The sequence below is a fragment of the Corynebacterium glaucum genome, assembly GCF_002287505.1.
Classification (GTDB): domain Bacteria; phylum Actinomycetota; class Actinomycetes; order Mycobacteriales; family Mycobacteriaceae; genus Corynebacterium; species Corynebacterium glaucum.
In genome coordinates this window covers 2,173,445-2,200,202 of record NZ_CP019688.1, presented here as the reverse complement: position 1 = coordinate 2,200,202, position 26,758 = coordinate 2,173,445, and the positions used below count along the sequence as shown (strand labels likewise).

General features: G+C 63.1%; 26 protein-coding genes. 22 read left to right on the top strand and 4 right to left on the bottom strand.

Annotated elements, in window-relative coordinates:
• Positions 1 to 44: 44 nt before the first annotated feature.
• Both CGLAU_RS10745 and CGLAU_RS10740 read right to left on the bottom strand, forming a co-directional pair.
• On the bottom strand, positions 45 to 692 hold the full coding sequence (locus CGLAU_RS10745) for a hypothetical protein (RefSeq protein ID WP_095660696.1): 648 nt from the start codon (positions 690 to 692) through the stop codon (positions 45 to 47).
• Positions 693 to 805: 113 nt separating this feature from the next.
• Positions 806 to 1,246: a MarR family winged helix-turn-helix transcriptional regulator gene (locus CGLAU_RS10740; RefSeq protein ID WP_095660695.1), complete on the bottom strand. Its 441-nt coding sequence runs from the start codon at positions 1,244 to 1,246 to the stop codon at positions 806 to 808.
• Positions 1,247 to 1,416: 170 nt separating this feature from the next.
• Between CGLAU_RS10740 and CGLAU_RS10735 the strand changes: the two genes are divergently transcribed.
• On the top strand, positions 1,417 to 2,880 hold the full coding sequence (locus CGLAU_RS10735) for an integrase core domain-containing protein (RefSeq protein ID WP_095659852.1): 1,464 nt from the start codon (positions 1,417 to 1,419) through the stop codon (positions 2,878 to 2,880).
• Positions 2,881 to 3,111: 231 nt separating this feature from the next.
• Here CGLAU_RS10735 and CGLAU_RS10730 read toward each other — a convergent pair whose 3' ends face one another.
• Both CGLAU_RS10730 and CGLAU_RS10725 read right to left on the bottom strand, forming a co-directional pair.
• Positions 3,112 to 3,411 (bottom strand): rhodanese-like domain-containing protein, encoded by a 300-nt coding sequence (locus CGLAU_RS10730; RefSeq protein ID WP_095660694.1) that lies wholly within the window; start codon positions 3,409 to 3,411, stop codon positions 3,112 to 3,114.
• 32 nt (positions 3,412 to 3,443) lie between these two features.
• On the bottom strand, positions 3,444 to 3,977 hold the full coding sequence (locus tag CGLAU_RS10725; protein WP_095660693.1) for an inorganic diphosphatase: 534 nt from the start codon (positions 3,975 to 3,977) through the stop codon (positions 3,444 to 3,446).
• Between the two features lie 64 nt (positions 3,978 to 4,041).
• Here CGLAU_RS10725 and dacB point away from each other — a divergent pair, with 64 nt between their 5' ends.
• The 21 genes from dacB to CGLAU_RS10620 all read left to right on the top strand — a co-directional run bounded on the left by dacB (position 4,042) and on the right by CGLAU_RS10620 (position 26,539).
• Positions 4,042 to 5,313, top strand: a complete 1,272-nt coding sequence (dacB, locus tag CGLAU_RS10720; protein WP_095660692.1) for a D-alanyl-D-alanine carboxypeptidase/D-alanyl-D-alanine endopeptidase — start codon at positions 4,042 to 4,044, stop codon at positions 5,311 to 5,313.
• A gap of 9 nt (positions 5,314 to 5,322) precedes the next feature.
• Complete coding sequence (tilS, locus tag CGLAU_RS10715) at positions 5,323 to 6,249, top strand: tRNA lysidine(34) synthetase TilS (RefSeq protein WP_095660691.1); 927 nt, start codon at positions 5,323 to 5,325, stop codon at positions 6,247 to 6,249.
• Between the two features lie 122 nt (positions 6,250 to 6,371).
• A complete protein-coding gene (locus CGLAU_RS10710) occupies positions 6,372 to 7,196 on the top strand; it encodes a hypothetical protein (protein ID WP_157731358.1) in 825 nt (274 codons plus the stop codon).
• Between the two features lie 415 nt (positions 7,197 to 7,611).
• Entirely contained in the window at positions 7,612 to 8,217 is a 606-nt protein-coding gene (gene hpt, locus CGLAU_RS10705) for a hypoxanthine phosphoribosyltransferase (RefSeq protein ID WP_198304927.1), read from the top strand.
• A 13-nt stretch (positions 8,218 to 8,230) separates the two neighbouring features.
• Entirely contained in the window at positions 8,231 to 10,657 is a 2,427-nt protein-coding gene (ftsH, locus tag CGLAU_RS10700) for an ATP-dependent zinc metalloprotease FtsH (protein WP_095660689.1), read from the top strand.
• The gene (folE, locus tag CGLAU_RS10695) at positions 10,647 to 11,288 is read left to right on the top strand and encodes a GTP cyclohydrolase I FolE (RefSeq protein ID WP_095660688.1); all 642 of its coding nucleotides are present in this window, start codon (positions 10,647 to 10,649) and stop codon (positions 11,286 to 11,288) included. The genes ftsH and folE overlap by 11 nt, the downstream gene beginning before the upstream one ends.
• Positions 11,289 to 11,315: 27 nt before the next feature.
• Positions 11,316 to 12,167, top strand: coding sequence for a dihydropteroate synthase (gene folP / locus CGLAU_RS10690; RefSeq protein ID WP_095661180.1), 852 nt, complete (start codon positions 11,316 to 11,318; stop codon positions 12,165 to 12,167).
• 4 nt (positions 12,168 to 12,171) lie between these two features.
• Positions 12,172 to 12,543, top strand: a complete 372-nt coding sequence (gene folB / locus CGLAU_RS10685; RefSeq protein WP_095660687.1) for a dihydroneopterin aldolase — start codon at positions 12,172 to 12,174, stop codon at positions 12,541 to 12,543.
• 2 nt (positions 12,544 to 12,545) lie between these two features.
• On the top strand, positions 12,546 to 13,007 hold the full coding sequence (gene folK, locus CGLAU_RS10680) for a 2-amino-4-hydroxy-6-hydroxymethyldihydropteridine diphosphokinase (RefSeq protein WP_095660686.1): 462 nt from the start codon (positions 12,546 to 12,548) through the stop codon (positions 13,005 to 13,007).
• Positions 13,004 to 13,471, top strand: a complete 468-nt coding sequence (locus tag CGLAU_RS10675) for a DUF3180 domain-containing protein (RefSeq protein ID WP_095660685.1) — start codon at positions 13,004 to 13,006, stop codon at positions 13,469 to 13,471. The genes folK and CGLAU_RS10675 overlap by 4 nt, the downstream gene beginning before the upstream one ends.
• Positions 13,472 to 13,481: 10 nt before the next feature.
• A complete protein-coding gene (locus CGLAU_RS10670; RefSeq protein WP_095660684.1) occupies positions 13,482 to 14,501 on the top strand; it encodes a DUF6779 domain-containing protein in 1,020 nt (339 codons plus the stop codon).
• 4 nt (positions 14,502 to 14,505) lie between these two features.
• Positions 14,506 to 15,210 (top strand): 6PGD fold domain-containing protein, encoded by a 705-nt coding sequence (locus CGLAU_RS10665; RefSeq protein ID WP_157731356.1) that lies wholly within the window; start codon positions 14,506 to 14,508, stop codon positions 15,208 to 15,210.
• Between the two features lie 6 nt (positions 15,211 to 15,216).
• Positions 15,217 to 16,032: a pantoate--beta-alanine ligase gene (locus CGLAU_RS10660; RefSeq protein ID WP_095660682.1), complete on the top strand. Its 816-nt coding sequence runs from the start codon at positions 15,217 to 15,219 to the stop codon at positions 16,030 to 16,032.
• 23 nt (positions 16,033 to 16,055) lie between these two features.
• A complete protein-coding gene (locus tag CGLAU_RS10655; protein ID WP_095660681.1) occupies positions 16,056 to 17,273 on the top strand; it encodes a hypothetical protein in 1,218 nt (405 codons plus the stop codon).
• A gap of 29 nt (positions 17,274 to 17,302) precedes the next feature.
• Positions 17,303 to 18,844, top strand: coding sequence for a lysine--tRNA ligase (gene lysS, locus CGLAU_RS10650; RefSeq protein ID WP_232507110.1), 1,542 nt, complete (start codon positions 17,303 to 17,305; stop codon positions 18,842 to 18,844).
• Positions 18,845 to 18,962: 118 nt separating this feature from the next.
• Entirely contained in the window at positions 18,963 to 21,050 is a 2,088-nt protein-coding gene (locus CGLAU_RS10645; protein ID WP_095660679.1) for a glucose PTS transporter subunit IIA, read from the top strand.
• A 172-nt stretch (positions 21,051 to 21,222) separates the two neighbouring features.
• Positions 21,223 to 21,483 (top strand): hypothetical protein, encoded by a 261-nt coding sequence (locus CGLAU_RS10640; protein WP_095660678.1) that lies wholly within the window; start codon positions 21,223 to 21,225, stop codon positions 21,481 to 21,483.
• Between the two features lie 45 nt (positions 21,484 to 21,528).
• Positions 21,529 to 22,437 carry a hypothetical protein gene (locus CGLAU_RS10635; protein ID WP_095660677.1) on the top strand — a complete coding sequence of 303 codons (909 nt, stop codon included), beginning with the start codon at positions 21,529 to 21,531 and terminating at the stop codon, positions 22,435 to 22,437.
• Between the two features lie 59 nt (positions 22,438 to 22,496).
• Complete coding sequence (locus tag CGLAU_RS10630; protein ID WP_095660676.1) at positions 22,497 to 22,880, top strand: TM2 domain-containing protein; 384 nt, start codon at positions 22,497 to 22,499, stop codon at positions 22,878 to 22,880.
• Between the two features lie 106 nt (positions 22,881 to 22,986).
• Positions 22,987 to 24,690, top strand: a complete 1,704-nt coding sequence (ptsP, locus tag CGLAU_RS10625; protein ID WP_095660675.1) for a phosphoenolpyruvate--protein phosphotransferase — start codon at positions 22,987 to 22,989, stop codon at positions 24,688 to 24,690.
• 469 nt (positions 24,691 to 25,159) lie between these two features.
• Complete coding sequence (locus tag CGLAU_RS10620) at positions 25,160 to 26,539, top strand: hypothetical protein (RefSeq protein WP_095660674.1); 1,380 nt, start codon at positions 25,160 to 25,162, stop codon at positions 26,537 to 26,539.
• Positions 26,540 to 26,758 lie beyond the last annotated feature (219 nt).

The following is a 26,758-nucleotide window of genomic DNA, read 5'->3' as shown; positions in this document are numbered from 1 at the left end:
CTATTCAGTTGGAACTGGGTAACCGGAGTTACCCAAGCTTTGGGTTAGAACGCTGCTGCGATCTGGGGCAGCATCGGCAGCGTGACGGCGACGACGCTAAAGATTGCGGCGATTATGCCGATGGCCAGGCCAATGACAGCACCACCGGCTACCGGGTTGACTCCGGAAAGTTCTGAGGAACTTGTTGCGGAGCCCTTAGTGTTCTTCGGAACCTGGGTAACCAGGGGCTGGTTAATCGACTCGCGTTCATTGCGGTCGTTAGAGGGGCCGGCCTTGACGCGCTCAACCTCGGCAGCGGCGCGGTCGTAGTCGGCCTGGGCTTTCGTCACCTTCTCCATTGCGGCGAGGATCTTCTTTGACCGCTCGTGCTCGTTGTCGATTCGAGCTGCTTCGAACTTACCTGCCTGATCGCCGGTGGCCTTCTTTAGCGCCTCGGACTCGGCCTTTCTTGCCTCGATGGCGTCTTGCTCGATCTTGGTCAGCTCGGCCTTCGCCTCATTGAGCTTCTTTTCAGCTCGCTCAAGCGCGGCCTCGGCGGCGATGAGCTCCGGGTTCGTGTCCTCGGCTGCGTTCTTGTTCTCTTCAGCCGCTATCTCAGCGTTCGGTGTCTCGGCGGAAGCGAACGGGATGGGAGCGGTGATCAGCGCGGCGGACAGGGCTGCAGCAATGCTGGCCGCGCGGAAACGCTTCATGACAAAACTCCTCGACGGACAATGAAAAAGAAGGGAACAGATATCAGCTTAACGCTGCCGGGCTCCGCTCCATGAGGCTTCGAGGTGTTTTATTCGTGTCGCAAAGAATGCGGCTAGCTTTCCTCTTCCAGGATCGCCTTGGAAAGCTTCTTTAGCGATTTGAGCTGCTTCGTTGTCGACATGTCCAAGGCGCGATCTTCGGCCGAGGCGACATCGTCGACAAGCGAGGCGTGCGCTTTGATGCCTTTCTTGGTTGGGGTGACAATTTGGCGACGACGATCCCGCGGGTCGCGGTCGCGCTTCACCCACTCGTGCTTTTCCAGCGAGTCGACAAGTCGAACCATGTCCGAGGCGTCGATCGCCAAAAGCTCCGAAAGCTGGGTCTGGGAGTAGGGCTGATCGACCACGCAGCTGAGGATCCAGAACTCCCGCATCGACGAACCGTGCTGGCTCAGGGCGCGCTCTACCTCGTCTTTTGTATGTCGGCGGACGCGTTCGATCTGAAACGACGGCGACCGTGTGAGCGAGTGAGGTAGATCTGCGGACTGGGCCATGTCTCAAGCGTAACCAGAAATTGATGGGGTTGCGCCACTTTTGGCGACAGCCATAGGCCGGGCAAAGCTAAACCTGTGATGTCTTGGGACTTCTTGGGCATGGAGTCCAGGAAGTTTTTGGACGTGATGTCTAGAGGCTTTTTGGACATTTGCGGCGGTGGAATAGCCCGATGGCTATTCCATTGCACAAGCGCAGAAAGGTCGCTGATTTTGACCCGGTCCGCGACGGCAAAACGATCACACAGTTTTGCAAAGAATTGGGCATCTCGCGTCAGACCTACACCAACATCAAAAAGCGGGTTGCCCAGAAGGGTCGATCGGGCATTCTGCCGGATTCGACCGCTCCGAAGAACCCGGCCAGAAGATTCGATGAAGCCGACAAAATCGCAGTCGTCAACGCTCGGCAACATCTGATGGAACAGGGGTTGGATTACGGCCCGTGGTCGATCTATTACTCCTTGTTCGATTCCGTTGGTCCTGATCGCACCCCGTCGCGTTCCACCATCGCGTTGTGGCTTCATGAGTTGGGTTTTGTAGAAGCCAATGCCCGTAAACGCCCACGCAGCTCCTATAAACGATTCGCCCGCGATTTCGTTGGTGAGCTATGGCAGATCGACGGTCTGGTCTACCGGCTGTTCGACCACGCCCACACTCACGTGACGATCTACCAGGTCATCGACGACGCCAGCAGATTCGATGTAGGTACTAAAGCATTCGCTTTGCCGGAAAACGGTACTGATGCGCGCGCTGCATTAGCCGAGGCATTTGCTGTCTACGGCAAACCCCAAGAGATCCTCTCCGATAACGGCGAGGCGTTCGCCACCTACCACCGTGGACATCTCTCCGCTACTGAAGTGTGGCTTGCCAGCGAAGGAGTACTGGCTATTGCTGGGTTTGCTCCCACAACCCAGGGAAAAGACGAGCGCTCCCACCGCACCCTGATTCAGTTCCTAGACGCGCGCCACCCGGTCAGCCTTGCTGAGGTCAACTCGTACCTCGTTGAATACCGCCAGGTGTACAACGAGCGACGACGCCACCAATCGCTGCTGGTGGGCAAAATGCATATCACCCCACGCCAAGCTTTCGACACCTTCCCCAAGGCAGCACCACCCACGCATCCGCTTGATCCTGAAAATGTTTGGGCCCGCGTGGTCACTTTCAACCAAGCGCACAACCCGCAAGCAGCACTCATAGCGACAAACGGCCCCGGGCAAGCGGCAACTTCACCCGAGGCCAGCACCGATGACATGGCAGCTCAGCAAGGCATACCTCCCACCGATACCCCCACCCTAACGATGCCAACGACACGATCAACAAACAGTTGGGGCATCCCAGACGAACTCCGAGTAAGCAAAGACGGGGTCGTCCGCGTGCTCGCCCACGGCCTCTACATCGGCCTGAGATTCAAAAACCGTCTGCTCTACACCACGGTCACAGCGGACAACGTCGCTGAGTTTTTCACAGCCCACGACGGTGAATTCCTCTTCAGCGTGCCGCTGCCGATCACGCTGAGTCACAGGCCACCCGGCGGGCAGATCAACATCAACCTCGTCGAAGGGATGAAGCACCGCCAACCGCCACAGCTCAAACCGAACCTGTCCAAGCCCCGCCCAAAACGTAGACCACAACGATGATCAGCTAGGCACGTCCAAAAAGTCCCCGGACTCCGCGTCCAAAAAGTCCCCGGACTCCGCGTCCAAAAACTCTATGGACATAACAGGGCAAAGCTAAACCCGGATATCTACGACACCTTACGTGTGGAAGCTCGCACATAAAGAGGTCTAGATATCCGGGTTTGTGGCTGATATCCGGGTTTGTGTCTCAGGGGCACCGAAGCGCCGAAGCGCCGAAGCGCCCGAGCCGCCCTAGCCCTGCTCGGACGGCAACCCAGCTTCCACCCACGCGGTGGTCCCGCCGACGACGTTGATCGCGTTGTCCCACCCCATCGCGTTTTCCAGATACTCGCCAGCCTGCGCCGAGCGGCCCCCGGATTTGCAGATCAGGTACACGTCCTGGTCCGGATCGATCTCGCCAACTCGGGAGATGAACTCGCTCAGCGGCACATTCACCGCGCCGACGGCTCGCTGGGCGGCGAACTCGTCGGGCTCGCGGACGTCGATAAGCTGTGCCCCTTCGGGGACCTGCTGTACCTCTACTTCTTTCATGCCAACCTCTCCCTGAATAAAACCGAGAGGACCTAGTTCTCGGTCTTGGCTTCCTTCTCTTCTTCGAGGCCTTCGCGGGAGTTGTCGCCCACGCGCTTGTACGCATCCAGCGCGGCCTGCAGGATGGACTCGGCTTCGGCACGGTCGCCCCAGCCGGAACCCTGCACGGACTTGCCCGGCTCGAGGTCCTTGTAGTGCACGAAGAAGTGCTCGATCTCGTCCTTGGTGAAGTCGTCGATGTCGGAAATGTCCTGGAAAGACTCGTAGCGCACGTCGTCGAGCACGCAGAGCAGCTTGTCGTCGCCGCCGGCCTCATCGGTCATCTTGAACACGCCGATCGGTCGCGCGATCACGGTCACGCCCGGGAACACCGGCTCCGGCGTGATCACCAGCGCGTCCAGCGGGTCGCCGTCGTCAGCCAGGGAGTCCTCGATGAAGCCGTAGTCCAGCGGGTAGGCCATCGGGGTGAACAGGTAGCGGTCCAGGAAGATGCGGCCAGTTTCGTGGTCCACCTCATACTTGTTGCGCGACCCCTTCGGGATTTCGATGATGACCTCGATTGCCATTGCGGCTCTCCTTTGTTCGATGAATAGTCGCCAGCCATCATACGTGCGCTACGCTTGCCACCTGATGAAAGCTTGGACGTGGGTCGCCGCGGCCGCCGCGCTCGTGGGCGTCGGTTCGGTCGCTGGTTTCGGTGTGGTCGCGCACGAGGAGCTCTCCGCGCTCGAACACGGCCCCGCCTACACACTCCCCGCACCAATCGAGGTCCTCGAGCCAGCTCAAGGCTCGCCCATCGAGAGCAGTTCGCTTCACGACGCCCTGTTGAGCGCCGCTTCCAACCCGGCCCTCGTCGAGTTTCACGCCCGGGTGACGGACGCTTCAACCGGGGAAGTGGTGTTTGACCAGCAGTCCGGCGTTGCGCTGCGCCCTGCTTCCACCACGAAAATTCTCACTGCGGCCGCCGCGATCCTGCAGCTCGGGTCCGACGATGTGGTGACCACGCAGGTGTACCGCGGCCCGAACCCGGGCGAAGTGGTGATCAAGGCCGCGGGCGACGTGTGGATGGACGCCGAGGCCATCGACGCGCTTGCCACGCAGCTCAATGGCTTGGGCGAGCCCGTGACCAGCGTTGCCATTGACTCTTCTTATTGGGGCCAGATGCCGGAAATGCTGCCCGGCTGGGATCCGGTGGACATCGACGGCGGCTACGTTGCGCCGCTGCAGCCGGCGATGCTCAACGGTGGGCGCGGGCTTGTGGAGGAAACCGGCGACGTGCCGCGTTCGCACGCGCCCGCGCTCGACGTGGCGCAGGCGCTTGCCGGTGCCATCGGCGCCGAGGCCGCCGGCGCTGCCCCGGTGCCCGAGGGTGCGCAGGTGGTCGCGTCAGTGGACTCGCCGGACCTGGTCACCCGCCTGGACATGATGATGAAGCACTCGGACAACGTCTACGCCGAGGCCATCGGCCGCGAAGTTGCCCTGGACCGCGCGGCGACTGACGCGCCGGGGGCGACCATGGCTGCGCTGAGCGAGCACGGCTTCGACACCGCCGGCACCGAGATCCACGACAACTCTGGCCTGTCCACCATGAACCTGATCACGCCGAAGCTGCTGGATTCCATCCTCGCCGACGCCGCCGCCAAGCCGGAGCTGCGTCCGCTGCTGAACACCCTGCCCGTGGCCAGCGGCGAAGGCACGCTCATCGAGCGCTACGGCGACCTGCCGGGTCGCGGCTGGGTGCGCGCCAAGACCGGCACGCTCGACGACACCTCCGGTCTCGCCGGCACCGTGACCAGTGTTAACGGCAACGTGTACACGTTCGCGTTCCTCTCCAACGGTTCGAGCGTGCTGGAGGCGCGCCGGGCGATGGATGAGATGGCCTCGATCCTCCGGGCGTATTAAGGCGCGTTCGTGGAACCCTTCTGGCCGCGGAAGTCGTCCCATTTTCTCGCTTGTCGACGGGCCGTTCGTCCCGTCCACACCAATCCCGACCACCCAGCCGCCATCGGTTTATCGGGCGGGCCCGACTCACTCGCTTTGGTCGCCGCTGCCGCTGCCGAGGGCAAGCACGTCCGCGCGGTGGTGGTGGACCACGGTCTGCAGCCCGGCTCCGCCGACGTTGCGGCCCGCGCGGCCGAGCAGGCTCAGCGCCTGGATGTGCCTGCTGAGGTTGTCCGCGTCGACGTGGACACCGTAGCCGGCACTGGTCGCGCCATCGGCCTCGAAGCCGCCGCCCGCGCCGCGCGCTACAGTGCGCTCTTTGCGGCAGCCGGATCTGATGCCGATGTCTGGGTCGCCCACACCGCCGATGACCAGGCCGAGACGTTGCTCCTCGGTGCGCTGCGCGGCAACCCCGCTGGCATGGCACCTCGGTCAGATCGCCTCGTCCGCCCGTTGCTGTTTCTCCGCCGCGCGGAAACCGTTGGCGCCTGCCAAGAACTCGGGCTCGAAACGTGGGACGACCCGATGAACCACGACCCGGCCTACCGCCGCGTCGCCATCCGCCAGCAGATCATCCCGGCATTGACGGAACTCCTCGGCGGTGACGCCGTCGTCCCGCTCGCCGCCACCGCAAACCGGATCGCCGAAGATCGCCAGCTCCTCGAGTCCCTCGCCGACCTCGAGCCCACCGCCGACTGTGCTGAGCTCGCCGCAGACCCCGCACCGGTGCGCCGCCGTCGCATTGCAGCGTGGCTCATCAAAAACGGCATCCCCGTCCAGGGCGATCAGCTCTACGCTATCGATGGCCTCGTCACCGACTGGCACGGCCAGGGCCCGATCACCCTCACAAGTGGCCGCACCGTCACCCGCGATGCCGGGCACCTGCACCTTGTCTGAATGATGCGCTCCGGTAGCGTTATGTTGAATGAAAATAGCCATGACATTTTTTGGGGGGTCGTGTGGGTGACACACAGATAAAGTATCCCGAGTACCTTCAGTTTCTGGATCAGCGTTCGCAGATGAATTCAGCACTGATGGCTCTGCTTGCAGGGTCCCAGCTAGCCTCAAATACCCTGCAATTGACCGAGGGCTCGGAAGAAACTCTCGCCAGGATCTTTCCGGCAGTCCGGCATATTGAGCGGTTCAATCTAAGGTCAGACGAGGCGCGATCGTATATTGACCAGGCGGAGGGGCACTTAGCAAGAGTGGGCATTCCTTACGCGATGTCGGTCCTTGAGCAATACGTGGTATCCGCTGTCGGTTTGGCGCGGTTAGACGGTATGCAGGTCGTCGATTCGGCCGGTAACACTGGACCCGACATCAAAATGGTTAATATGCACGAAGTTTTCTACGCCACTTGCCACGCCCAGCCTCCCGACTCGATGCTGGAGCTCTTCCACGTTTTGCGGTTAGTCCGCAACGGGATCATTCATGAAAACGGGAATTACAAAGCGGCTTTGGATCAGATGATCCCAGCCCTATCAGATGAAGCGCTCGATTACTGGGAGAAAGTGACTCAGAACCGCCAGCCGCTTCAGATTAAGGGAAACAACAATTCCCTACTAATAGACGCTAGACATCTCTTTCTCGCATTCGGCCTCGTGCAGCGCCTTGCTCGTGATGTAAACCGTACTCTGGGTAAAACCGTCTCAAAACGAACTTGGGCGGAAATCGTGGTCGACCACTATGAATCCGAGACGAGTGCTCCCCGTAACTCCAGCAAGTGGCAGAGGTCGGTCATAGGTTTGGCCAAATTCAACTATGGCCCAGTGGGATTATCGTCAAACGATTTGAAACAGGCTGCTGAATCGAAAGGTTACTGGACGGTTCCGCACTGGCCTTAAGCACCAAAAGAGGGGCTCTGCCACTGAGCTACACCACAACCGTGGGCCGGGAATCGAACCCGAGTCTCCCTCTTTCGCGAAAATCCCGGTCACGAACCGACAGAGTCTTACTCAGATTTTCTGTACCGACATTCTCCCAGATACTGTCGTTTCCCGCAACGTCGTTACGGTATTCGAAATTCTGCATTCGTTGGCCCGCCACCGAGACGAATAAGCCCCTGGCAAATATTTACCGAAATGCAACATGTTGCCACTTTCGCCCGCACGCCTCCTTCAGCCCTTCCAGGCCTCCCCCAGGTTCGCGGGAACCAGCCCCCACCCAGGGCGGTTCTTGAATCTGGCCGGATTGTGGTGGCAAGATGAGGAAGTTGATCTTTACCAACATTCCCAAACGCAGCACCCGCAGAGGTAAGCAATGACGAAGCTGTACGACCACAAGGATTACAACGTCCCCGCCAACCGCTACGGCGACGATGTGGAGGCCGTGCTCATTCCGGAGGATGCGCTGCAAGCCCGCGTCCAAGAACTCGCGGACATGGTGAGCGAGAAATACAAGGACTCCGAGCAGGACCTCATGCTGGTGTGTGTGCTCAAGGGCGCGGTCTTTTTCCTCACAGACTTTGCGCGCAAGCTCACCATCCCCTGCGAGATGGAGTTCATGGCCGTGTCGTCGTACGGCAACTCCACGACCAGCTCAGGCGTGGTGCGCATTCTCAAGGATTTGGACAAGGAGATCGAGGGCCGCGACGTGCTCGTCGTTGAGGACATCATCGATTCCGGCCTTACCCTTTCGTGGCTGCTGAAGAACTTGAAGGGCCGCGGCCCGAAGTCGCTCGAGGTGGTCACCCTGCTGCGCAAGCCGGAGGTGCAGACCGCAAAGATCGATTTGCTCGATGTCGGCTTCGACATCCCGAACGAGTTCGTGGTGGGTTATGGTCTCGACTTTGCCGAGCGCTACCGCGACATTCCCTATGTGGGCACGCTGCACCCGAATGTCTATTCCGAGCTGTTAGGGCTTTAAGCTTCACCACGATATGACAAAAAACCAAAATGTCTTGCGGTGGGGCCTCATTGGCGCCGTCGTACTCATCGTTCTTTACCTGCTCACGCTGATTGGTGACGACACCCGCGCGTACCAGGACGTCGACACCTCCGTTGCTCTCGAGCAGCTCGAGAATGGCAACGCCGAAAAGGTGCAGATCGACGACCGGGAGCAGCGCGTCCGCATCGAGTTGCGGGAGCCAATCACTATCGACGAGCGCGAGGGCGTCGAAGCCGTCTCGGCCCAATACCCGGCGCGCACCACCCCGACCGTGTTCGAGGCGGTGCAGAACTCCGGCGCGGATAGCTACAAGACGAACGTGACGCAGGAGTCCTTCCTGCTCTCCATGCTCGGCTTCATGCTGCCGATGATCATTATCTTCGGCCTGCTGTTCTACTTCATGTACCGCATGCAGGCCGGCGGCGGGATGTTCGGCATTGGCGGTTCGAAGGCGAAGCAGCTGAACAAGGACAACCCGACGAACACGTTCGCCGATGTCGCGGGTGCGGACGAGGCCGTCGACGAGCTGCAGGAAGTTGTGGACTTCCTCACCGACCCGGAGATCTACGAGAAGCTCGGCGCGAAGATCCCGCGCGGTGTGCTGCTCTACGGCCCGCCCGGTACCGGTAAGACGCTCCTGGCCCGCGCCGTCGCTGGCGAGGCTGGGGTGCCGTTCTACTCCATCTCGGGCTCCGACTTCGTGGAGATGTTCGTGGGTGTCGGTGCCTCGCGTGTGCGCGACCTGTTCAAGCAGGCGCGCGAGAACTCGCCGTGCATCATTTTCGTCGACGAGATCGACGCCGTGGGTCGCCAGCGCGGCTCCGGCATGGGCGGCGGCCACGACGAGCGCGAGCAGACGTTGAACCAGCTGCTCGTGGAGATGGACGGTTTCGACGGCCGCGAGGGCGTCATCCTCATCGCCGCAACGAACCGCCCCGACATCTTGGACCCGGCGCTGTTGCGCCCGGGCCGCTTCGACCGCCAGATCCCTGTGACCAACCCGGACCTCAATGGCCGCGCGCAGATTCTCAAGGTGCACGCGAAGGGCAAGCCGTTTTCGAAAGACGTCGACCTCGACGCGCTGGCGAAGCGCACCGCGGGCATGTCCGGCGCCGACCTGGCCAATGTGCTCAACGAGGCCGCGCTGCTCACCGCCCGCGTCGGCGGCAACGTGATCACCCCGGATGCGCTGGAAGAAGCCACCGACCGCGTGATCGGCGGCCCGCGCCGCAGCACCAAGATCATCTCCGAGAAGGAGAAGAAGGTTACCGCGTACCACGAGGGTGGTCATACCCTTGCCGCCTGGGCGCTGAAGGACATTGAGCGCGTGTACAAGGTCACCATCCTCCAGCGCGGCAACACTGGCGGCTTCGCCATGACCGCGGACGAGGACGACAAGGGCATGTACAACCGCGACGAGCTCTTCGCGCGCATGGTCTTCGCCATGGGTGGCAGAAGCGCCGAGGAGCTCGTCTTCGGCGAGCCGACCACCGGCGCGTCCAACGACATCGAGCAGGCCACGAAGATCGCTCGCGCGATGGTCACCGAGTACGGTATGAGCTCCGCGCTGGGCACCGTGAAGTACGGCGAGCAGCAGGGCGATCCGTTCTCCGGCGGGGGAGGGGGCGCAGCGCTCGAGTATTCGCCGGCAGTCGCAGAGACCATTGACCGAGAGGTGCATGAGCTTGTCGACGCCGCGCATGCGACCGCCTACGCCATCCTGCGTCGCAACCGCGATGTGCTGGATTCGCTGGTAAGCAAGCTGCTGGAGAAGGAAACCCTGCGCCGCCCGGACCTCGAGGACATCTTCGGCGCGATCCAGCCGGAGCGCCCCGCGATCCCGGTCCACGACGAGCGCTTCGCCCGCCAAGAAGGCCACGAGCCGGTAAAAACCCCGGTAGAGCTGGCTATCGAGCGCGGTGAGGAGCCGCCGAAGCGCTTCTCCATCCTCGAGGCTTCCCGCGAGACCCGCGAGCGCCGCCGCCAGGAACGCGAGGCGCAATCCGGGCAGCAGGGTGGTGGCCGCGACGGCGGTTCAACCCGTTGGCAGCCGAAGCGGGGCAACCAGCCGCAATACGGTGGCGCAACCCCGCCGCCGGATTGGACGTACCCGGGCCAGAACCAGCAACCGCAGCAACCAGGCCAGCCGATGCCGCCGCAGCAGCACCCAGGCATGGACCACTACCGGCCGAACGGAGACACCACTCAGCTGCCGCCGCGTCAGCCGCGCCCGTCGGAGCAGCGCACCGACGAGATCGGGTTCCGCCTGCCGGAGCACGAGCGCCCGGACCGCTCGTTCGAGGACAACCCGCGCCGCCCAGACGTGCCGGAGGAAACCCCGGTCCGCGACGCGGAAGACATCGTTAACCCGGACACGGAACCTGGAGCACCGGAAGGAGACCGCCGCGATGAGCGATAACGCCAACATCCTGGACCCCGAGCAGGTCAGCCCGGGAGCCTCCGACCACCTTGTCGCTGCCAAGGGCACCTTCGATCGGGAGCGTGCGGAAGCCGCAGTGCGCGAGCTCCTCATCGCCGTTGGCGAGAACCCGGATCGCGAAGGCCTTATCGAAACCCCGGCCCGCGTCGCCCGCGCCTACGAGGAGTGCTTCGCAGGCCTGCACACTGAGCCGACCGAGGTGCTGGAGAAGACCTTCGCAGAGAACCACCGCGAGCTCGTGCTTGTGCGCGACATTCCGATCTACTCCACCTGCGAACACCACCTCGTGCCGTTCTACGGCAAGGCCCACATCGGCTACATTCCGGGCAAGGAAGGCAAGGTCACCGGGCTGTCGAAGCTCGCTCGCCTCGCCGACCTCTACGCCAAGCGCCCGCAGGTCCAGGAGCGACTCACCGCCCAGATCGCCGATGCGCTGGTGAGCAAGCTCGGGGCGTCGGCAGTGATTGTGGTGATCGAGTGCGAGCACCTTTGCATGGCCATGCGCGGCATCCGCAAGCCCGGCGCGGTGACCACCACGTCTGCGGTGCGCGGCGGCTTCCAAAACAACCCGGCCTCGCGCGCCGAAGTGATGAGCCTGATCAGGAGCTAACTCATGAGCGCCACCAGCCAGCCACGCGTGACCGTCGCAGACCTCACTGCACCGGGGCGCACGACGGTGATGGGCATCGTCAACGTCACCGAGGACTCGTTCTCCGACGGCGGCAAGTGGCTTCACGTGGACCAGGCAGTCGCCCACGCCCATGAGCTGGTGCGGCTCGGCGCGGACATTATCGACGTCGGAGCCGAATCCACTCGTCCGGGAGCCACCCGAGTTGCGGCAGAGCTCGAGGCACAGCGCGTGCGACCGGTGGTCGAACAGCTGCACGCCGACGGCATCCGCACCTCCGTCGACACGATGCGAGCTGCGACCGCACTGGCCGCCGCGGAGGCCGGGGTGGACATGATCAATGACGTCTCCGGCGGCCTCGCCGACCCGGACATGTACACCGTCATGGCCGAGACCAAGCTGCCGGTGTGCCTCATGCACTGGCGCGCGGACCGCTTCGAAAGCGCCTCCGGCGTCGCCGACCACGGCGGCGATGTGGTCCGCGACGTGCATAACGTCCTTGCCCAACTCACCGGCAATGCAATCGCCTCCGGCGTCGACCCGGGCCAGATCGTGGTGGACCCGGGCCTCGGCTTCGCCAAAACCGCAGAGGACAACTGGGCCCTGCTCAACGCTCTGCCCGAGTTCGTCGCCGGTGACTTCCCGGTGCTGGTCGGTGCGAGCCGCAAGCGTTTCCTCATCGGGATCCGCGCGAACCGCGGGCTGGAGCACGGCCCGGTCGACGCGGACCCCGCAACCGCGGCCGTCACCGCGCTGTCGGCCCACCTCGGCGCGTGGTGCGTGCGCGTGCACGAGGTCGCCCCCTCGCGCGACGCTGTCGATGTCGCCGCTGCCTGGAAGCACGGGAACACCGGGAGGTAAGGAAGTGGCCGACCGCATCGAACTCAAAGGCCTCGCCGTCCACGCCAACCACGGCGTCCTCCCGCACGAGACCGAGCACGGCCAGGCGTTCACGCTGGACATCGTGTGCTGGCTCGACTTCGCCGATGCCGCCGCCACCGACGACCTGACCAAGACCGTCAACTACGCCGAACTCGCGCAGCTGGCCTACGACATCGCCGCCGGCACGCCGAAGCAGCTCATCGAGACCGTAGCCACGCAGATCGCCGAGGAAGCGCTCGCGCGCTACGCCGTGCTGCACGCCGTTGAGGTCACCGTGCACAAACCGCACGCACCCATCCCGTTGGTCTTCGACGACGTCGCCGTGGTCGCCCGCCGCTCGCGAAAGCGCCTGTGACCATGCGCGCTGTGCTCTCCACCGGCTCCAACATGGAAGACTCGCGCGCGCATCTCGTCAGCGTCGTCCGCGCGTTCGGGCCGGAAGTCATCGCGCAAAGCTCCCTTTACCGAAGCGCACCGTGGGGTGGCATCGAGCAGGAAGCATTCCTCAACCAGGCATTGCTTATCGACGCCCCCTTGGACGACCCATTCACCCTTCTTAACCGTTGCCAAGAGTTGGAACGCGCCGCGAACCGCGTGCGCGAGGTGCGCTGGGGCCCGCGCACCTTGGACGTGGACATCGTGGACATTGAAGGCTTCACCTCGACTCACCCCGTGCTCACCGTGCCGCACCCACGGGCGCATGAGCGCGAGTTTGTGCTCCGGCCGTGGCTGGAGATCGATCCGGAGGCGCACCTCAACGGCGAGCCGGTGCGCGACATCCTCGCGCGGCTGGAGCCGCAGGGGGTGGAGAAGCTGTGACGCGCACGTCGATTGCCGGTCTCTTCAGCGCAGTGGCCTTTGCCGCCGCAGCCGGATGGATCTTAGTGCGCCGGTTCTTTGCCGCGCTTGAGTCGTTGAGCTTGGTCGTGCCGCTCAGCCTTTGGATCCTCGGCGCGGTCTGCTTCTATCTCGCATACATGGTGCGCAAGCGCCGCGAAGAGGGCAAAGTAGGGCTGGATCGCAGTCAGCTCAACCCCATGATGGTGGCGAACTTCATGGTCTTCGGCAAGGCCTGTGCCTGGGCAGGTGCCCTGTGCGGCGGCGGATATATCGGTGCTCTGGTGTACGTGGTCCCTCGGATGCACATTGTGGTTGCTGCCGCGGAGGACTTTCCGTCGTTAATCTCTGGTGCCCTTGGTGGAGTGGTGCTGGCTGTGGCTGGGGTGGTACTGGAGCGATCTTGCGAGGTGTCGCCACCGGCTCATGGGGAAGGTGCCAGCTAAGGTTGGCCCCATGACTGAACCAAGCCGCGGAGCAGCCAGCAAGGACAGAGGGAACATCTGGGTGATCGTCCCGTTTGTTTTCGCTGTGACCGGCACCGTGGTCATGCTGTTCACCAACTCGGCTAACGCGCTGAAGATCTCGTTGATCTTCGCGCTGTGGGCGGGTGCTGCTGGCATCATCGTGGTCGATCGTGCGCGCCGGGACCGCGACGCGGCCCGAACAGCGGCTGATGAGCGTGAATACGAGCTGGCCAACACTCGCGCGCAGCTGGAACAGGCCGTGGTGCAGTCGCGCGAGGCCGGTGCCCACCCCACGCAGCCGCAGCCGGCCCCGGTGTTGAACTCACAGGACCTTCAGGTGCTGCGCGAGCTGCAGGAGGAGATCAAGTCCCTGCGCAGCCAGCTTGAAGAGATGCGCGGCGCGGTGTTTGAGTACGAGCCGGCGGCTGTGCAGGCGCGCGCGCGACGCATTCAGGAGATCGGGTTGAACCGCGAGCCGGGGGCGCCGGTGTTCCCGGAGCCGACCCAGCCACCGCGTCCGTGGCAGTCGAGTGAAGACACCATGGAGATTGACATTGTGCGCGAGCCGGTCAGCATGCGCCGTGATCGCCCGGCGGGTGCGCCGTCAGCCGACGCGATTGCAGGCCGCCTGGGCCAGCAGCCCGCGCGTGAGCAGCCGAACCCGCTGTCCGAGATCATCAACGAGCGCGCGAACCAGGCGGAGGCGAACCAGGCGGAGGCGAGCGAGGAGCCAGCACAGGTGGTAGAGCCGACGCCGGTAGCTTCGGAGCCCGCGCCCGAATCGCAGCCCGAGCCACAGCCTGAGCCCCAGCCCGAACCCCAGCCTGAGCCCCAGCCCGAACCGGTCGTCGAGGAAGCGCCGGAGCCTGAGCAGGTGCCGGAGGCACAACCTGCCGAGGATTCCGCTGGCCGGCACCGCGGTGGTGGTCGTCGCCGCCGTGACGAGCAGGGTGCAAGTGCGCTCTCGGTCGCTGACCTTCTCGCGCGACGCCAGAACGAAGGCGCTTAAGCCTGTGCCACCACGCCTCGTCGTAGGGGCGGTGTTTGGGGAGACACCGCTCGCGCTGAAACTCGAGCAAGCCGGCCACTCCGTTTACCCGATCGATCCGGTCGAGGACCCAGGCGCCATCCAGCAGGTCGACCTCGTCCTGCTCGACGGCGTTACGGACGGTGTCGAGTGGGCTGCCGAGCGCCTCAGCCCTTTCGCACGCCCGCAACAGATGTTCCTGCACACCGCGCTCACACACGGGCCGCAGTTGCTTGACGATGTCGAAACCGCCCACGCCATCGTCATGTGCGCGCACAACCTCTTCGCGGATGTGTGGGTTACCTCGGCCGCCGACGAGCTGGGCGAAACCGTCATCGGTTTGCTCGTCTCCGAGATCGGCGGCACAAGCGTACCCGTCAACGATGCCGACCGCGGCCTCCTCGGCGCTGCCCAGCGGCTGCGCGCACTCGAAAGCACACTGCGCTTCGACGCGTACGACCTGATTAGGTCCGCACTCCCGGACGTCGATGCCATGCAGGCCGAGTTCTTCTCTGCGCAATCCGGGTCGGCGGAAACGACGATGACGCCGCAGGAGCTGGACTGGCTCTTTGGCGCGATCGAGGATCCGGGAATCCGTCGTCTGTTCGTCGACGTGCAGCGTCGTCAAGCGGAGCAGAACCGCTCCACCGATGTGGAGCTGTGGGCGTTTTCCAAGTACGAAGGGAGCTAGTCCGAGATGGCATTTGAACCCGGCCAAGCTGTGGTTGTGACCGACGAGGCGCACCTGGCGCAGTACGGTCGCGCGTTTCGCAAGGTGGGCAAGTCGATCGTGGTCGTGCCGCTGACGACTGGCATCCACGCTGGTCACATCTCCCTCATCCGCGCCGCGAAATCGCTGCTCGGCGCCTACGTCTTCGTCATCTACCAGGGCGCGCCCGGCGAACCGGTGCCCGAAGACTTCGCCCGCGAAGGCGTCGATGTCGTCTTCCACGGCAAGCTCGCCACCACCGCCCGCATTCACACCGGTCTTGACCACCTCGAAGACGCTGACTCCATCGCCCACGACACCGCCCGCATCATCGCGGCTGCCAACCTCACCCACGCCACGGACCTGGTGATGGGGGAGAAGGACTTCGAGCTCCTCGTCGCAACCCAGCTCGCGGTAACTAGCCTGCGCATGAAGGTCAAACTCCACTCGGTGCCCACGGTGCGCATGCCGGACGGTATCGCTATCTCGTTGCGCAACGCTGACGTTCCCGAAGCCCAGCGCGACGCAGCCCTTGCACTTTCCGCCGCGCTTACCGCGGGGGCCCACGCCGCGGAGCACGGCGAAAAGGTCGTCCTCGATACCGCCCGGGGCGTCCTCGAAGCCGCCGGCTTGACACCCGCGTACCTCGCGCTGCGCGATCTAGCCTTCCGCCCCGCCCCGGAAACCGGTGACGCGCGCCTGCTCGCAGCGGTCGATCTCGGCGGGGTCCACCTGCTCGATAACGTCGGGCTACCGCTGGGTGTCGGATTCAAACACATCGAAGCTTCACCCGAGAACTCCTAAGCTGCTGCGCTACACTCGCACCCATGTCTGAGCCCGTTATCACCGGTGTCCTCAACGAACGCTACGGCATCGCCTTAGTCGGCGACGGGGCGCGCCAGACCGGCCGCACCGCCGCGTCCACCCTTTTCGAAGGCAAAACCGACGAGGGGGTCGGGGTGCAGATCGAGCTTTTCGACGCCCCGTTCACCGCCGCAGCCGACACCGACGCGCTCAACTCCCAGCTCAACGACATCGCCCACCCAGGGGTGTTCCGCCCGCGACTCGCAGGAAAGCTTGACGACGGCCGCCCGTTCATCCTCCGCGACGCACCCACCGGCACCCCGCTGTCTGGGCTGATCGCCGAAAAGCGCGAGGCGGGGGAGACAGTCTCGGACGCGTGGGCGGGTGAGCTGCTGGAAAGCGCGGCCGCGGCCGTCGACGCCTACATCGCCGCCGGCCACTCGAACTTCCTCGCACGTTCCGTGAACACCGAGCAGATGCTGGTGCAGCACGCGTTTGCGAAAGCCCCGGTGAAGCTCGGTCTGGTTGGGCCGACCACCGAGCACTCCTCCGCGGAAGACATCCTGCACGACTTCTGGAGGGTCATTGCCGAGGTCACCGGTAAGCCGGTCGACGAGGGGGCCGCCGCCCGCCACGCCACCGCGGTGGGCTACCTGCGCGCGATCGCCGGCTCGGGTGTCGCGCCGGGCCCGGGCGAGGTCTACCGCCGCGAGGCGGATCCGTACCAGGCCAGCCAGGTCGCGCCCGTCGCCACGCAAACGACAACGGCCCGCAACCCGTGGCCGTGGATCATTGGTGCTCTCGCGCTCGCACTTGTGGCTCTCATCGGCGCGTGGTGGTTCACCAACCGCGGCCAGGAGTGGAACGAGGCCGAGGCCCAGATCCATGAGGCCTACCCGCAGATCGTCGCAAAGAAGTCTGGGCAGTATGGCTGGCAGGGCTTGACCTGCGAGTCCGCGGCCACCGACCCTGGGCAGGACGGAAAGATCCGCTGCGCCGACGAAAGCCTCGGTGTGACCGTGATCAAGTACGCCAACGAGCGCGAGCGCAATGGTGTCGTGCCCGGCGTTGACGATGCAACGGTGCTGGGCAGCGGAGCGTGCATGATCAACGATTTTGAGATCCCGGACACCGATCCGCCTGCGTACGCGATGGCCCCGCGCGACAACACCGAGTACTTGTTCATCGTGAACGGTGCCGACGCAGAGACGAAGCGCCTCGAACTGCCTCTGTGCGAATAACGCGCACCCACCGACTACCATTAGCTGGCGTGACTAACCAGCAGGCCCAGCAGACTTCCCAGACGCACGACCTTTCGGAGCAGCAGCAGATCCGCCGCGCGAAGCGCGAGAAGCTGATCAGCGACGGCCGCGGTGCCTACCCCGCCGAGGTCAAGCGCACTACCTCGCTGCACGACCTGCGCCAGAAGTACGACGGCACGCTGGAAGCTGGCGAGGAAACCCAAGATGTCGTCTCCGTCACGGGCCGCATCATGTTCCAGCGCAATACCGGCAAGCTCTGCTTCGCCACCTTGCAGGAAGGCGACGGGACGCAGCTGCAGGTCATGGTCTCTCTCGCGGAGGTCGGCGAGGAGCAGCTCGCAAGCTGGAAGGCCGACACCGACCTCGGTGACATCGTCTCCGTGACCGGCCGCGTGATCGCCTCGCGCCGCGGCGAGCTCTCCGTCCAGGCCACCGAGTGGCAAATGGCCTCGAAGGCCCTGCGCCCGCTGCCGGTCGCGTTCGCCGACATGAACGAGGAGCAGCGGGTCCGCCACCGCTACACCGACTTGATCATGCGTGAGGCCGCCCGCGACAACGCGATGACCCGCATCAAGGTCATCGCCGCGGTGCGCAAGTACCTCACTGGCCTGGACTTCGTCGAGATCGAAACCCCGATGCTCCAGACCCTGCACGGTGGTGCGGCGGCCCGTCCGTTTGTTACCCACTCCAATGCGCTCGACATCGACCTCTACCTGCGCATCGCGCCCGAGCTTTACCTCAAGCGCGCCGTTGTCGGCGGCATTGAGCGCGTCTTTGAAATCAACCGGAACTTCCGCAACGAGGGCATCGACTCCTCCCACTCGCCGGAGTTCACCATGCTCGAGACCTACCAAGCTTGGGGCACCTACAAAGACGGCGCCGAAATGATGAAGGGGCTCGTCCAGTTCTGTGCCCGCGAGGTGTTCGGCACAGAGCAGGTCACGCTTGCCGACGGCACCGTGTACGACCTTTCCGGCGAATGGAAGGTCCTTGAAATGTACCCCTCGCTCAACGAGGCTCTGCAGCGTAAGTTCCCGGGCCAGCCCGAGGTGACCGTCGAGTCTTCCGTGGAAGAACTCAAGACAATCGCCGCGGCCATCGGCCTGCCCGTGCCGGAAAACGCAGGCTGGCTACACGGCAAACTGGTGGAAGAGATCTGGGAGCACCTCTGCTCCGACCAGCTCTACGAGCCGACCTTTGTCACCAACTTCCCGGTCGAGACCTCGCCCTTGACCCGCGACCACCGCGAGAAGCCCGGTGTTACCGAGAAGTGGGACCTCTACATTCGCGGCTTCGAGCTGGCCACCGGCTACTCCGAGCTCGTCGACCCGGTGATTCAGCGCGAGCGCTTCGAGGACCAGGCGCGCCTCGCCGCGCACGGCGACGATGAGGCGATGGTGCTGGATGAGAACTTCCTCGCCGCGATGGAGCAGGGGATGCCGCCGACCGCCGGCACCGGTATGGGCGTCGACCGCCTGCTCATGGCCCTGACCGGCCTCGGCATCCGCGAAACCGTGCTGTTCCCGCTGGTCAAGCCGGAAGCGAACTAGATGCATGAAAGCAGCGGAATCCCGCTAAGAAGCTACTAAGGTTCGAGGTATGCAGACCCGAGCAGCGTGAGCCACGCGTTCGGGTCTTTTCGTCCTTTGATCAAGGAGCACACCTCGCATGGCAACAACTAAAGCGGACCTGAACTCGCAGGCCGCGGACATCATCGACGGTGTCGGCGGCGCCGGCAACGTCAAATCTCTTACCCACTGCGCCACCCGTCTTCGTTTTGAACTCAACGATGCATCCCTCGCCGACAAAGACCGGCTCGAAGCCAACCCGAAGGTCATGGGAGCGGTGCCACAAGGCGGTGCGCACTACCAGGTGATCGTGGGCGGGGATGTTGCGACCGTTTACAACGCGATCCAGAACCTCCCCGAGTTCCAAGACCGCGGCACGAAGTCGAACGAAGACGTCAAGGCGGAGCAGCGCGCCAAGGCCAAGGGCAAGGTCCCGTGGATCGACGCGTTCTTCGAGTACCTCTCCGACTCGTTCCGCCCGATCCTGGGGGTCCTTCTCGGTGCCTCGCTCATCATCGCGTTCGCAGCGGTTATGGACGCCTTCAAGCTCGTCGACTTCCAGGCCACAGTTAAGACCCCAACCTGGCAGTTCGTAGACGCCATGTGGCGCTCCGTCTTCTACTTCCTTCCGGTCATGGTGGCCTACAACGCCGGCAAGAAGCTGAACATCGACGGCTGGGTGCCGGCCGCGATCATGTTCGCGCTCTTCACACCGGAGTTCACCAACCTCGCAACCCACCCGGAAGCGACCGTGACCAACAATCCGATTCTGGGCTCGGAGGTCGCCTCCGTTCAGGTGATGGGGCTGCCCATGTACCTGCCGCCGTACGGCGGCAATGTCTTCGTGCCGCTGATCATGGCTGCCGTCGCCGCCACGGTGTACAAGGGGCTGCAAAAGATCATCCCGAGCGCGGTCCACATGGTTTTCGTGCCGTTCCTCACCCTGCTGGTCATGATCCCGTTCACCGCGTTCCTCATCGGCCCGCTGGGCTACGCCCTCGGCGCCTGGATCGGCGGCGGTCTCGCGTGGCTGAACGGCAACGCCCCGTTCGTCTTCGCCATCTTGATCCCGATGCTTTATCCGTTCCTGGTGCCGCTGGGTCTGCACTGGCCGCTGAACGCCCTGATGCTGGTGAACATCAACACCCTCGGATACGACTTCATCCAGGGCCCGATGGGTGCCTGGAACTTCGCCTGCTTCGGAGCCACCGCCGCCGTACTCGCCATCTCGCTCCGAGACCGGGACCCGATCATGCGCCAGACCTCAGGCTCGGCGCTCGCGGCCGGCCTCCTCGGCGGCATCAGCGAGCCTTCGCTCTACGGCATCCACCTGCGTTACAAGCGCATCTACCCGCGCATGCTGGTCGGCTGCTTCACCGGCGGCCTTACCATCGCCATCCTTGGCACCCCGTACGGCGGCGTGAAGACGAACGCTTTCGTGTTCACTTCGCTGTTCACCATCCCGGTCTTCGACCCGGCGTGGGTGTACATCATCGCCATCACGGTCGCCTTCTTCACCGCCTTCGCCGTCATCTTCATCACGGACTACCGCACCCCCGAGGAGAAGGAGGAAGCTCTCGCGCGCGCCGCCGCAGCTCGGGCTTCGCTTGACGACGACTCCGACGCCGCCGCCGAGGTCACCGCCCTGGAGCCCGGCGACGAGCCGATCACCTCTGCCCCCACAGCCGCGACTGCCGACGCCACACCCGTGGTCGTCGACATCCTCGCTCCCATCGCCGGTGAGGTTGTCGCCCAGGAAGCGATCGAAGACGCGGCGTTCGCCTCGGGTGCCCTCGGCAAGGCCGTCGGCGTGCTTCCCGCACCCGGAACCCAGACCACGCAAGTGGTCGCTCCGGTGACCGGCAAGGTCATCTCCGTCGCGAAGACAGGCCACGCCTACGGCATGAAGACCGCCGACGGCGTGGAGATTCTCGTGCACATCGGCATCGACACCGTCGCCCTCGAAGGCGCTGGCTTCACCCCGCGCGTGGAGCGCAAGCAGGAGATCGAGGCGGGCACACCGCTTGCCGACGTCGACTTCGCCAGCATCGTCGACTCCAACACCAACCCGACCGTGATCACCACTGTGGTGAACACGAAGAAGCTCGGCTCGGTGGATGATGTAGCAGAACCGAACCCGGACGGCGCTGTTGCCACCGGCGCACCCATCCTCCGCGCTTCGAAGTAGGCCGCTGGTTCGCCGGCGGCAACAAAGGCGTCAACTTCGCTCGGATCGGGAAGCCCAATTCGTAGGTAAGCGAGAATTACTGGAACGGGAGTGATTGGGAACCGCTGGAGCGCGATGGGATCCAGACGGGGCGCTTACTACCGAGTGTCATACTCGCGAGAAGCTGGAGAAGATGGGCGCTACCCAGCTCACCACCGGCACAAAGCAGTGGGAAGCGTACGAAGACGCTTCTTACCCAGCTTGCGACGGCCGCAACATCCTCATCCTGGAGTCGATCGTGAACTACGGCAACCGGGAGGAAACTCAGTTTCAGATAGCGCAGCAGGTGCTCATGCAGCACCCGAGTAGCCTGCCGGTGCACTTCACGGTTCCAGGACAGTGCCCTTCACTAACGCCCCTATTGACCAGCGATTGCAGTATCGCTTTGGCATAATTTTCACGTCTGCGTTTCGCCTCCATTTCAAAAGGACCTGCCCCCATGCCGCATTACAACCTCTATTCCTCCCTCGGTCTGGATCGTTCCCAGTCTGCGGAGTCGATCGAATACGAGATTGAGCAGCGCATCAGTGCCGGGCTGATTAACAACCCTGGTGGCCTCGACGAGCTCCGGGTGGCGCAGCGCGTGCTTGGCGATCCGGACCGCCGGGCGATCTACGACCGCAGGTTGGATGACTCCTACGCGCCAGAGATCACCGTCGATGCACTCCGCCAACTGGCAACCACGGAGATCGCGCCCAGGCAGCAACCGGTGACTGCTTTTGGTGCCGCCACCGATTCGTCGAATGCGCGACGCGGATATGACTCGTACCCCACCCAGGAGTTCGCCCGCGCACGCCCCGCCGTTGGGGTGCCCACCGCGGCAGAGTCTCGGCAGGTCACCGATGTGAGTACTGCAGCCAGCGTCGATAAGCGACGCAACCCGCTGCCGTGGATCATTGGTGCTGTTGCTCTTCTTTTGATTGCGGGCCTGCTGACCTGGTGGCTCACGCAGCGAGAGACCACCGAAGAGTGGACGGGCCAGAATGCGGAGCTCGCGGAAGCCTTCCCCAAGCTTATTTCCGACGCTGACGGCGGCGCGGGGTTCATGGGAATGACGTGCCGGTCCCACACCACCGAAGGGGACGAATCCGCAAAGATCCGCTGCGCAGGTCCAGATAACGGCGTGAGCGTCTTCCTGTTCGACTCCGTCGAGGAACGCGACGCCTCGATTCCTGCAGGAAAGAAGGAGCGCTACGGCAACGACAGCTGCACCATCGAGACAGTAGAGCTCGAGGGGCAGAACCCTGCTGCATACTTCATCGCGCCCCAGGGCGACTTGGGCACGTACTCGTTGCTTGTCAACGGTGAGGACGCGAAGGACCTGCGTCTAAAGCTGCCAATCTGCTAAGCGTCCACTCAGGCGGGGTGTTAGCATGCAGCCATTTCGTGACTTCGAAAGGAGCTCGCATGAGCACCCCATGGCCGGCCTACCCTGAGCACAACCGCCCGATCCACACGAATCCTCACCCGCAGCCCCACTACAGCCAACCAGCCGCGCACTACTCCGCAGCCCTCCCGCCCCAGGCCCAAACCGCCCCAAAGAGTAGGCGAGTCGCGGCTCTGCTGTTCTTCTTCTTCGGCATTCTCGGAGTGGGCAACTTCTACCTCGGCCAAAAGAAGCGCGGCTTCACCAAGCTTGGGCTCTTCGTCCTCGGAGTGCTCGGCTACTTTATTTTCATCGGCATTTTCGTCCTCGCGGGCCTTATTATTTGGTCGCTGACAGAGTTCGTGATGGTGCTCAAAGGCTCGGACGGATATGACAGGGATCAGGACGGCATCCGTTTGGTCTAACTCGGATCCAAGACCCGCCGCGCTACCGGTGATGCGCGCGTATCGTGGCACCTAAATGGTGCCGCGCAGATGCGGTACAGGCGACCGAAAGGAACTGAGCATCACCATGTCCGAGTCCACCGCGCGCACTGAACTTAAAGGCATCGGCGTTTCCGCTGGTACCGCTTCCGGGCCGATTGCCCTCGTCACACCGGCGGTGGGTATCGATCAACACGAGCCGGCATCCGTAGATCCCGAATCGGACGGGGTGCGCGTCCGCGAGGCTCTCGAGGGGGTAGCGGCATCGCTTCGTTCCCGCGCTGAACATGCGAATTCCGAGACCTCGAAAGCGGTGCTCGAGGCAACCGCCACGCTGGCAACCGACAAGGGCCTGATCAAGGGCATTGACAAGGAGCTCAAGAAGGGAAGCGGTGTCACGAAGGCGATCCACGATGCCGTGGAAACCTACGCGGCGAAGTTGCGAAAGCTCGGCGGGTACATGGCTGAGCGCGTGACTGATCTCTACGACATTCGTGATCGCGCCACTGCTCGAGTCCGCAATCTTCCTGAGCCGGGCATTCCTGATCTCACCGAACCATCAATTCTTATCGCTGAGGACCTCGCGCCTGCGGAGACAGCGACCCTCGATCCGGAAAGCGTTTCAGGCATTATCACTGAGGCGGGTGGCGCGACCTCGCACACCGCGATCCTCGCTGCCCAGCTGGGCATCCCCGCTGCCGTCCAGGTCAAGGGCATTGCTGAGGCCGTAGTGAACCAGCCGCAGGTGGCGCTCGACGGTGGTACGGGCAAGGTCATCGTTGCGCCGGATGCCTCCGATGTCAGCGAGCTTGAGGCGCGTTCGCGTCGACGCGCCGAGTTGCTTGCTGACTCTGCGGGTGAGGGGGCAACCCGCGACGGTCACAAGGTGAAGCTGCTCGCGAACATTGGTACCGCGGAGGACGCGCGAAAGGCTGCAAAGTTCGACCTCGAGGGCTCAGGCCTGTTCCGCACTGAGTTCCTCTTTCTTGACCGCGATGCTGCGCCAAGTGTGGAAGAACAAACCGAGACCTATATAAAGGTGCTGCAAGCATTCGGACAGCGCCGCGTTGTGGTTCGCACGCTCGATGCTGGTGCCGACAAGCCTCTTTCGTTCGCCGACCTCGGCCCAGAGGAGAATCCTGCGCTGGGTCGCCGCGGTTTGCGGCTTTCGATGGAGCGTGTCGACCTCATCGACCAGCAGCTGGAAGCTCTAGCCGCAGCGCACCAGGCGGTTGAAGGAGCTGACCTGTGGGTCATGGCTCCGATGGTCTCCACGATCGAAGAAACCGAGTGGTTCGCGGAGCGCGCCCGTTCTTATGGGCTTCCGCAAATCGGTGTCATGGTGGAGACACCTGCAGCGGCAATCCTTTCCGAGCAAATCCTCACCGTTGCCGACTTTGCCTCCATTGGCACCAACGATCTTTCCCAGTACACGATGGCGGCTGACCGCATGCAGGGAGAGCTTGCCGGGTTGCTCTCTCCCTGGCAGCCGGCCGTGCTTCGTATGATTCAAGCCACGGCTCAGGGAGGGGAGCACAACGGAAAGCCGATTGGCGTTTGCGGTGAAGCTGGCGGTGACCCGCTCGTTGCCTTGGTTCTAGCCGGGCTGGGCGTGAGCTCACTCTCGATGGCCCCGGCCAAGGTCAGCGCGGTCAGGGCGACACTGCGCCTGCATGATCTAGAGACTTGCCGGGACATGGCTGACCTGGCAATCAAGGCCCCAACTGCGTCCCAGGCACGCGAGGCTGCTCTTGAACTAGCGGATCCGATTATCCGCGATTTGGTGAGCTAAACCTTTCGTCACGGAGAAGGCTTTCTGGGTCCGCGAAGCCTTCTCTACAAAAAACTCTCAGGTTAACGGGATGCCACGCCGCAAACGCTCGGATTTGCGGTTGTCTTTTCTCTCAGTAACGGAAAACGCCCAGCTCAGAGCCTTGGCTACCCTATTTTGGGGGTTACCTGTAGGGGGCTGTAGTGAAAGTTGTTAATTCGAGTTCTAAATTAACTATTTACTTAGAATCCCAGCTAAACGCCATGTTCACGCGCCGCGCGGGTAAACGGATCGTTAATCTTTTGTGACCTGATTTGAATTAGCTTGCAGTTGCTTGGAAGCGCCCGTAATGTTTCCAGCGACGGAGCCGATAGGGTGATTGAGGACTTAAGAGGAAATCAATCTCCAAGTCCCGTTGTTCCGGATAACTTTCGGCCGAGACAACCCGTCTGGGTCAGATACACCTTCTACTCTCTAGGAGTACTCACACATGTTCAAGAACCGTGTTCGCACCGCAGCTCTCGCAGGTGCAATCGCAGTTGCAACCGGCGTGTCCGGCCTGACCGTTCCGGCTTACGCCGAGGACGGCACCACCCACCAGACCGACAACGGTCAGCACGTTGCTGACGGCTCCAAGGCTGGTAACGGCGACAACCTGCAGAACATTGCACCGGTTGGCCAGGTCAAGGCTGCTGACGCACTCAAGAAGGCTGCAAACGACGACAAGGCGGCGATCGACGCTCACAAGACCGCTGACTACTCCCAGTACCAGGATCAGCCGATCGAGGCTGAGGCTCAGGCTAAGGCTGAGGCTCACGAGGCTGAGGCAACCAAGCTCCTTACCAACGCGGTTGCTACCCTCAACGACATCAACGCAACCCTGAAGGATGTCGAGGCTCAGACCGCAGCTGCCGAGGCTGCTTGGGCCAAGTACGCCGACGCTGTCACCATCTCCGATTCCGAGAAGGCAACCCTCGTTGAGCTGGCTAAGAACCCGGCAACCCCGGAGCCGGTTCGCACTGCTGTGAACGATGTCTGGACCCTCACCGCAAAGCCGGGCGACGATGACTACTACGAGCAGGTCACCCTGGTTGCACCGAAGGTCATCGAGCTGGCAGAGGTCCTCGACAACGCCATCAAGGAGAACTACGGCAAGACCGACAAGGAGCTTGTCGACGAGCTGAACGCAACCACCGCTATCTCCAACCAGCTCAACACCTACCTGACTGGTTTCGACAACCGCAACGCGCTGTACAAGGAGGCAATCCGCCTCACCAACGAAGCTACCAACCGCAACATCGTTGACATCAAGGAAGCTTACGCGGTTGCTCAGTCCAACGTCCGCAAGGCGCGCACCATCCAGGCTTACTACGGCCTTGTCGTTCGCTGGCTGGACCTGTACGAGAACGACACCATCCTCGGCAACGAGCAGTCCACCCTGCGCGAGGAGTACCGCAAGGTCCTCTTCGACAACGCTAACCCGAAGGGCGAGGCTCGCTCCCTCGAGTTCTACGCCAAGTCCGACCGCGACGGTCTGGCATGGGAGAACCCGGTTCAGCGCGTTCGCCTTCTGGATAAGAAGTACCGCAACGACGCTCCGACCATCGCTGGCGCAGACAACACTGCTGAGAAGGAGCGCGGCTCCGACATCGATCGTCTGATCGAGGCCATCAACGGCATGCAGGATGCCAAGGACACCAAGGAGCCGGGCGATACCACCAAGCCGGGCGACAAGACCAAGACCCCGTCCAACAAGGGCGACCTGAGCGGTGCCACCATCGCTGCGATCGTCATCGGTGTCCTCGCGGCTCTCGGCGGCATCGTCGCAGTTGCTTTCCCGCACATCCAGCAGTTCCTGCCGAAGTTCTAAGGCAGTTACCGCTAAGCGGATAGCACGAACTAACCACCCGGTTTAATCCGGGTGGTTTTTTCATGTCTGGACTGGGCCGGCGAGCGGTTCCGCAATCCCGTTCGCTAACGGCGAACTTCCCCTCTGAACTGGCCGTTTTGCCGCGCTGCTCCCTCCGGAGAGCTTGATGATGGATGTCGTGTGGGTCCCGAGCGTTATGGTGAGTGTCATCTATATGCG